The organism is Mycobacterium sp. THU-M104, from assembly GCF_049197365.1.
In the GTDB taxonomy this organism is placed as follows: domain Bacteria; phylum Actinomycetota; class Actinomycetes; order Mycobacteriales; family Mycobacteriaceae; genus Mycobacterium.
Genome location: NZ_JBMIOP010000245.1, coordinates 1 through 7,840 on the forward strand (window position 1 = coordinate 1; position 7,840 = coordinate 7,840).

The 7,840-nt window shown below is 63.8% G+C and carries 6 protein-coding genes and 1 tRNA gene; 1 reads left to right on the forward strand and 6 read right to left on the reverse strand.

Features of this window, described 5'->3' with window-relative positions; genetic code table 11:
* The 5 genes from ACOJVU_RS18005 to ACOJVU_RS18025 form a co-directional block, all read right to left on the reverse strand.
* A partial coding sequence (locus ACOJVU_RS18005; RefSeq protein ID WP_421531018.1) for a Helicase associated domain protein occupies positions 1-3,373 on the reverse strand: 3,373 nt, incomplete at its 3' end.
* Positions 3,374-3,520: 147 nt separating this feature from the next.
* Positions 3,521-3,835, reverse strand: a complete 315-nt coding sequence (locus ACOJVU_RS18010; protein ID WP_421531019.1) for a hypothetical protein — start codon at positions 3,833-3,835, stop codon at positions 3,521-3,523.
* A gap of 118 nt (positions 3,836-3,953) precedes the next feature.
* Complete coding sequence (locus ACOJVU_RS18015; protein WP_421531020.1) at positions 3,954-5,606, reverse strand: AAA family ATPase; 1,653 nt, start codon at positions 5,604-5,606, stop codon at positions 3,954-3,956.
* Positions 5,603-5,872, reverse strand: coding sequence for a hypothetical protein (locus ACOJVU_RS18020; protein WP_421531021.1), 270 nt, complete (start codon positions 5,870-5,872; stop codon positions 5,603-5,605). The genes ACOJVU_RS18015 and ACOJVU_RS18020 overlap by 4 nt, the downstream gene beginning before the upstream one ends.
* A gap of 86 nt (positions 5,873-5,958) precedes the next feature.
* Positions 5,959-6,168: a helix-turn-helix domain-containing protein gene (locus tag ACOJVU_RS18025; protein ID WP_421531022.1), complete on the reverse strand. Its 210-nt coding sequence runs from the start codon at positions 6,166-6,168 to the stop codon at positions 5,959-5,961.
* Between the two features lie 674 nt (positions 6,169-6,842).
* Between ACOJVU_RS18025 and ACOJVU_RS18030 the strand changes: the two genes are divergently transcribed.
* Positions 6,843-7,679: a tyrosine-type recombinase/integrase gene (locus tag ACOJVU_RS18030; RefSeq protein WP_421531023.1), complete on the forward strand. Its 837-nt coding sequence runs from the start codon at positions 6,843-6,845 to the stop codon at positions 7,677-7,679.
* A gap of 71 nt (positions 7,680-7,750) precedes the next feature.
* Here ACOJVU_RS18030 and ACOJVU_RS18035 read toward each other — a convergent pair.
* Positions 7,751-7,824: transfer RNA gene (locus ACOJVU_RS18035), tRNA-Pro, on the reverse strand.
* Between the last annotated feature and the right edge of the window lie 16 nt (positions 7,825-7,840).

The following is a 7,840-nucleotide window of genomic DNA, read 5'->3' on the forward strand; positions in this document are numbered from 1 at the left end:
CCCGCAAACGATTCGGCTGGCGCACCCCCGCCGAAGAACTCGACCGACTACTCTCAGACCCGTCCACATTCGTTGCAGCCACCGCTTGAATCCAAGCCGCCCATTCAGATTCTTTGACATACTCGAGAAGGTGCTGAAAGCCCTCCTCCCATTGGTCCGCTCGAGTGTCGAATGTCCAACCCGGAAGTGCCTGCAGCCGCTTTACCCGTTCTGGATCTAACGTTCCAGCCTTAAATGCGTTGCGCTGCGTATTAATCCACGCCCCCAGCCGATATCCCTCGTCGGTTACATGAAATCGTGGGACGCGGGCGTCACCGTTGCCGTCGACGTATTTGGTGAGGTGCTGGAAGCCGTCTTCCCATTTGTCTTTCAGCGTCGCCCATTTCCATCCCGGCAACTCCTCAAGCCGGAGTTGACGATCAGGGCTTATTTCCCCAAGCGCGTACTTCCGACGCTGCACGGCGACCCAAGAACCCAGATTGAACCCGTGGAAGTCGAAAGTGTGCGGCACCAAAGCATTACCACGCTCCTTCACGCAATCGCAGAGTTGCCGGAACCCTTCTTCCCACTGTTCGTTGAACGGATCCCATGACCAGCCAGGAAGTTCCTGCAGGCGTCTCTCGCGCTCAGCTGCAAGCTCGCCCCGGTTGTGTTTTGCGCGCTGCTTCTTCACCCAGGCGCCGAGGGCGTAACCGTCGACAACATACGACCTCGGAACGAGCGAATTTCCTTTCTGTGCGACGTAATCCAACAGCCAGCGGAAGCCTTCCTCCCATGCGTCGGCGAACGGATCCCACGACCAGCCCGGCAGCGCCTCCAAACGCTCTCGGCGTTCAACCTCCAAAGTGCCTCTGGAAAAGCTTCTTCGTTGGACCGCTACCCACACACCCAAGGTGAAGCCATCGATCACGAAGGTCTTGGGCACGCGAGCATCGCCGTTCTTGTCGACATATAGCTGCAGTCTGCGGAATCCCTCCTCCCACTGCTCTGCCCGAACATCCCAACTCCACCCCGGAAGTTCGCACAGTCGACGCTCGCGTTCCTCGCCGAGTTCCCCCTTGCCATGCAAATCGCGCTGCCACACAGTCCACCAGCCCAGCCTGTAGCCGTCGCTGGTCGTGTGGTCGGACGGGACTCGGGCGTCGGTATGCTTGTCCACGTATCGCTGCAGTTGGCGAAATCCTTCCTCCCACTGTTCCGCCCACTGATCAACCCAATAGTCGGCGATCGGATCCCAGGTCCAGCCGGCCACTGTCTCCAACAGCTCCGCACGCCCAGCCTTCAACGTTCCCTTCGCGTAGTGCGCTCGCTGATTCGCCACCCAGGCACCCAACCTGAACCCGTCCTGTGTCACATAACGCGCGCCAACCCGAGCATGGCCGTGCTCGGAGGCGAACTCCTGAATCTTCCCGAACCAGAACTCCCACGACGCCGTCGTCCGCTCAACAAGGCGAACATCGAACGCGTCGACGAACTCCTTACCCACCTTCGACGGCAGGGCGAGATGAATCTTCGTGAGCGGCTTCACAATCCCCCGGCGCCTACCAAGGTTCCGACGCAACTCGTCGAGTTGCTCTCCAAGCTCCTCGTCGTGGGATCGCAAAGCTTTGATGACATCCCACACCGGTTTGAAGACCGAGTCGTCTAGGGCGGCTTCGGGGTCTTCGTTCGTGTCGATGAACACGGGGATCACGATGGTGCCGACGCTCTTGTCGCTGGACTTGCGGATGGCACGACCAACGGCCTGGACGACGTCGACCTCCGAGCGTCGAGGGTCGATGAACGCCACACCGTCCAGTGTCGGCACATCCACACCTTCGGCCAGGCAACGGGCATTCGCGAGTAGTCCCCGCTCGCCAACGTCAAGGACCGCAAGACGCCGCAGACGAATCTCTCGATCTCCGGCCGACATCTCACCCGAGGCGAAGTCGGCCCACAACGAACCTTTCGGCCGCTGCCGAAGCGGCATCCACGCGAGAACCTCCGGCATCGACCGGGCGAAATCGCTGGCGCGCTTGACCCGTGAATGGAACGTGATCGTGCGGTGCAGGTCGTACTTCTTCATTGCCTTGGCCAGACCGATCTGGCCGGCGAGCGTCCTCGCATCGGTCTTCCTCACGTTGCCGTCAAGGATCACGAGCTCGCCGCGCTCTGCCCACTCCCGATACGTGGCATCGTCGACACCGACGACCGCCACCTGGTAGTCGGTCAAAAGTTCACGCTCAATAGCCTCACCGAACGGAAGCCGGTGGAAGACCTTGCCGAACTTGGCTTCGTCATCCATCGACGCGACCTCGTAGTCGGCTTGCTTGGCCTCCCGCACGATCCGCCCGGTGAAGTAGCGTGGCGTCGCCGTCATGAACAGTCGCCGCGCGCCCTTAATTTTGGTCGGATCCAAGATGGTAGCGAACTCTGACGTGGTCGGCCCCGCGCAACGGTGGCCTTCGTCAGCGACAACCAGGTCGAACCCGGGGACCCGCCCCAGCTTGAACGCTTTCGCGATTTGCGGGGACGACTGGTACGTGGCAAATACCACCCGCGGCCCGGAACGGCGCCGCAGGAACCCCGCAATCTCTGTAGGACTCGTTGTCACCGGAACGCCAAGGTCGCTCGTGTGGCCGATCGCCGCATCATCATCGACGACCGTGTCGTCGGAACACACCGCCCGAAACTCGAACTCGCGGGTGCTGTTGGCGGTCCACTCCCGCAGCGTCTGCTTCAGCAACGACAATGACGGCAACAGCACCAATGTCCGGTTCGCCACGATCTTCTCTTTGATGAATAGAGCGGTGAGGGTCTTCCCGGTCCCACACGCCATAATCAACTGGCCCCGATCAGCAGTCTCAAAGCCCTGGACGACAGCGTTGATCGCCTCACGTTGATGCGGGCGAGGCTTCTTCGGCGCGATACGTTTCGCTGGCCTCAACGCCTCCGGGGATGACGGCCAGTCCACCTCGGCACGCTCCAGGGCGGCGAGGTTCACAAAGCTGGCAGTGCCCTGGCCCTGGATGGTGCGCTCAGCGATCTTGTCGATCAGGTTCGTCGTGGCAATCAGCAATCTGAAGGCGAACATTGGCCGCCCGGCCTCGGCGAGAAACCGGTTCACATCCTTCTTCGTGACGCGGTAGGCCGGGTCATATGCTTTGGCCTGAATCGCCCACAACTGACCGCCGTAGTCTTCAGCGACGAGGTCGATCCCTGCGTCGATGCCCCAGCGGCCGGGCCACTCGCTCCACAACCACACACGACGAAGCTGGGCCGCGTAGACGGGATCCGCAGTCAGGTACCACTGGCAGACGTACTCGAACTGCTTTCCCCGCCGCCGATTATCTTCAGGGTCGAATTTCTTCCTTAGATCGTTGAACGTCCCCATGGCTTCGAGACTAAAGGCCGCAGGTTCGCTCTCGTGGATATCTGTCAGTCGAAGATCGTCCCGTTTGGGCGGGTGAGAGTTCGCAGCAAAACAATCCGACGATCGGATACAACCCCACCCCCCCCGCTCGGCCGGCTGATGCGGCGTTCAGATTATCGACTCGTCCCACGGCTCGTCCGGCGTCGTGGCGATCACCGACTTCGGCGGAGGCTGCTTCTTCTCAGCGGCGGCGGTGTCGATCGCCTGAATGTCTGCGGCGATATCGCGCTGCTGCTTTATCAGAGCCGCCAACGCCGGGCCCGCGGCCTTCGGATCGTCGATCGCCTGCGCAATCCGATTCCGCAACGCCACCAACAACTGCCGGTGATCACCGCTCGCCGCCGCCGCAGCAACCGAGTTCGGCGTGACCTTTCGCGGAGCCCCCTTGGCCGGCGCCTTCTCGCCAGCCTTCACCGCGCGCAACCTCCGCTCAGTCACTTTCGTCAGGCCCTTCTGTGAAAGAAAAAATTTTGAGGGGAGCGAATGACGCATATGCCTTCGAGAGGCGGCTAGGCGGGGGTGGGGGGAGCACTGCCCCTGGTCACGTGGTCACGTCCTGCTGCTCGTCGTCGTGTTGCCTGGGGCCTCGCGGCGGCGCGGACACAGAAGCGGGAACTCCTGTTCGCGCCGGCCGCGAGGTCGTCAGGTCTGGCATGTCAGTCGGCGGCGGATCAGATGAGGGCGTATGACAGGCCAGCCTCGAATGGGCTGTATTGCTGGATCTTGGCGAGGTCGTCGAGGTCTTCGCGGGTGCCGGGGTGTTGCTTGGTGACTGCGGCGCAAACGTTTTGGTTCCGTCTACGGAATTCAGGAGTTGATCGCGGAGAGCCCCGAATCCGGGCGGCAACGGCCTGTTGCCGAGCGTGCGACGCGCCATCAGATCACGATTGTGGCCAGCGGCGACCCCGGACAGGTTCTGCTCTACCGAGATTCGCAAGACAGGGCAGCGCGACTCACCGAAAGCAACGAGGCGGCGAACGCATTCGCGGCAGCCTTGCGCGCAGACGACAACATCAGATGCGTGATAGTCGGAATCGGCAAATGGCTGCGTGATTGCTTGACCTGCGGTTTCTTCGATTCCGTGATTGCCGCGTGATTGCTTCTCGGCGAGAAACCACGCCGTCACCTGTCGAGCGTCACCGCCTCCACGTCCGCCCTCAATGCGGACCAGGAGCCCCGCCGCGGCGAGTGCGTCGAGCTTGCGTCGAGCCTTCTCGACGTCGGCGCGCGTGGGCGCCTGCTTCTCCGTGATGGCCTGCGCAGCGCCCTTAGCCGTCAGGCCGTCGACGCCAGCCGCGCGCACCAGCGCGACAAGATCGACGGCGTGGTCGACGGTCATCACGCCAGCCGTTTGGTCGTGCAGCAGCCGGTACGGCCCGACCTCGTCCGCCGGTTGCTTCACGTGCCGGAAGCTGACTATCGGGTCGCCCGGTTCGCCTGCGAGCAGCACCACCGAACCGCAGCCCGACGTGAGCCATGTCGAGCCGTACACATCGTCCACCGACGGAGCAGCTCGAGGCGCGAGCTGGCTGCGCTTTTTCGAGTGGTGCAACTCCAACATCTGACAGCCTACAGCCAGCACGTTTTGCCGCGCCCGATTCCACTGCGCGCCAACTCGATCCTCACTCAGGCTCACGGCCGCGTCCTTTAGGCTGTCGACCACCACCACACCCGCGTCGTAGTACTCGACCATCCGCGCCAAGGTGCCCGGATTCGCCGCGAGGTCGCGCGTCGGCGGGCCGCGCCACACCTGTAGCCGCTGGGCCAGAACGCGACGGTCCGCTTCTCCGAAGATCCGGCCTGCGGCCCGCGCGATCTGGTTGGGCCGGTCCATCGCGAGGTACAGCACGCGGCCTACGTCGGCGCTGACAGGTAACCCGAGCAGGCTGCCGGCGCCCAGCCCAAGAAGCTCCCGCACGAGCGCCAATGCCAGCGTTGTCTTACCCAGCCCTTGCCCGCCGGCCAGCATCAACGCCTCACCCGCCGACCACAGGACCGAGTTATCGCGGCCCCAAATCGCGGGAATGCCGGCAGGCGCGTCCAGCACGAACTCGGCACCGCTCACCCCGTACTCGGGCGACTGCACCGTCTCTGCATCCTGACCGACGACAATCACGGCGGGCACCTGGCTGGCCTCGGACTGCAATCGCTCGGCGATCGCGCGACCCCGAGCCAGTAGGTCTTCCTCGGTCATGCGATCGTGCCGCCCGCCGCTTCGAACAGCAGCTCGGCGAGCCTTCGATCGTCACCGCCGCGCCGCGAAAGCGATTGCAGGACATCGGCTTTAAGTAACGGGACGTAGCCATCCGTGAGCAAGTGCAACGCGGCGTCCCGGCCGGCATCGACCATCTTTTCCGACGGGGCCAAATCGGTGCAGCGGTGCGCCCACGGATCGCTGCACCCACAATCCCGCGGCTCGACACGGCGGGCCGCTCGGCGGCGGCGGTCCCAGCCGACCACGCCGCTATGCTGTTGGCAGTCCTCCACCAGGGGCTTCGAAGCCGCCGATACCTGCCCGGGTCGGCGGCTTTTCCGTGCGTAGATCATCAGACTGCGGCGCCGTCGAGCAGGCCGGCAACGAACGCGTCGACGTCAGCTTGCGGAATCAGCGTTCGCGATCCAATTTTTACGCGGCGCAGCGTTCCGTCGTTTATCAGCTGGTAAACGGTGGTACGACCGACGTCAAGCTGTTCGCAGACGTTGGGGATGGTGCATAGCTTGCGTAGCGTGGGAGTGAGTTTCGGGTTCGTCGGCACGGTTGGGATTCCCCTTCTGAAACGGGAACGCCGAGCTACAGATAGGCCATTTGGGCCTTCTCTGTGCTCGGCTGCCGGTTCAGCGAGTCCGCGTTGCGGGACTCAGCGGGTGGACCCCGGTTGGGGGCGTGCGCCGTTCGTCTCGACTCCTACGATCTCGCCGGCCCGGGGTTCCCGGTGGGTGGTGCGCCGGTCGAATCTGCCTGTGTAGCAGCGTGTCGCCTGTAAGTCTCGATTAGCGTCGGTGTTCGTTCGGTTGTGGCACCGACCGTACCAGACCGCTCAGACGTGCCCCTGTAATCGAGCGAGCGCGCGTGTTCGTGACTATTCTTCTGCATGCGACCACTTGACTTGTGGAGGGGCGGTTATGGGCACACGCCGAGCCGACGGTGAAGGCTCTTACCGGCAGCGGCCAAACGGACTGTGGGAAGCGTCCACCAGGTACACCACAGCTGACGGGGAGCGGAAACGGCTTAGCGTGTACGGGAAGACCCGCGCTGAGGCGCGCGCCAAGCTAAACGACGCGCGCAAGCGGATCGCTGAGGGCGCTCCCCCGCGCGACGACAAACAGACGATCGGGTTCGTGGCTGGAGTCCTGGCGGACGACAGCGTTGCCGGCGTCGTCGCGTAAAGCAACCACTCAGGAGCTTTACGCGAATCTGTGTCGCAAGCACTTGGAAGGCGACGCCAAACTTGCCGCGCTTAGGCTCGACCAGATTCGGCCGACCCACGTTGAATCGCTCGTAATGCGTCTGCGCGGCAAGGAGTTATCCGACAGCACTGTTCGACAGGTGTACACGGTGCTGCGGGCCGCGCTCGATATCGCTGTCCGCGACGGACTGCTCGCGGCCAATCCGACGGCGAAGGTGAAGCGTCCCGCCGTCACGCCGAAAGAAGCGCGCTATCTGTCCACCGAAGACGTGCGGCGGCTCCTGAGCCATCTGGACGGGCTTAGGTACCGGCTAGCGGTGCTGGTCCTCGCGGCAACCGGAATGCGCCGCGGCGAAGTCGCCGGCCTGCGCTGGGCTGACGTCGACCTGACTAAGGGTGAGTTGACCGTGGCCGGCGTCGTCGTGCGCGTCTCTGGCGCGTTGGCGTGGACGGCGCCGAAGACCGATCGTTCGCGCCGACGCATCCCGTTGACGACCGGGCTCATCGCCGAGCTGAAGAAGCACCGCAAGACGCAGATCGCCGAGCGCCTGCACGCCGGCGACCAATGGGTCGAAACGGGCGCGGTGTTCGCCACCGAGGGCGGCGGGTGGCTCGACCCGCGTAATTTACTGCGCACCGTCGAGATTGCAGCCGGCAAGGCTGGGATCGAGAACGTCGGCGCGCACACGCTGCGCCACTCGGCGGCCGTCGGCTGGCTGGAATCAGGCGTCCACATCAAAGCCGCGGCCGACCTTCTCGGCCACGCGTCGATCAGCATCACCGGCGATCTGTACGGGCACACCAGTGACGACGCCGCCCGCGCCGCCGTCCAAGGGCTCGGCGATGCGCTCGGACTGTGAAGGCGGTATGGAAAGGCGGTACGGCATTGAAAAAGGCGGCTCCCGGATCTCAGAGCCGCCTCTCACCTGCGTCGGGCTGACAGGATTTGAACCTGCGACCACTTGACCCCCAGTCAAGTGCGCTACCAAACTGCGCCACAGCCCGGATGCCGCCAGCGTGC

What these genes read in the sequence shown, in the direction of transcription:
- ACOJVU_RS18015 (WP_421531020.1), bottom strand. Translation starts at nt 5,606, where the DNA reads ATGACCGAGGAAGACCTACTGGCTCGGGGTCGCGCGATCGCCGAGCGA.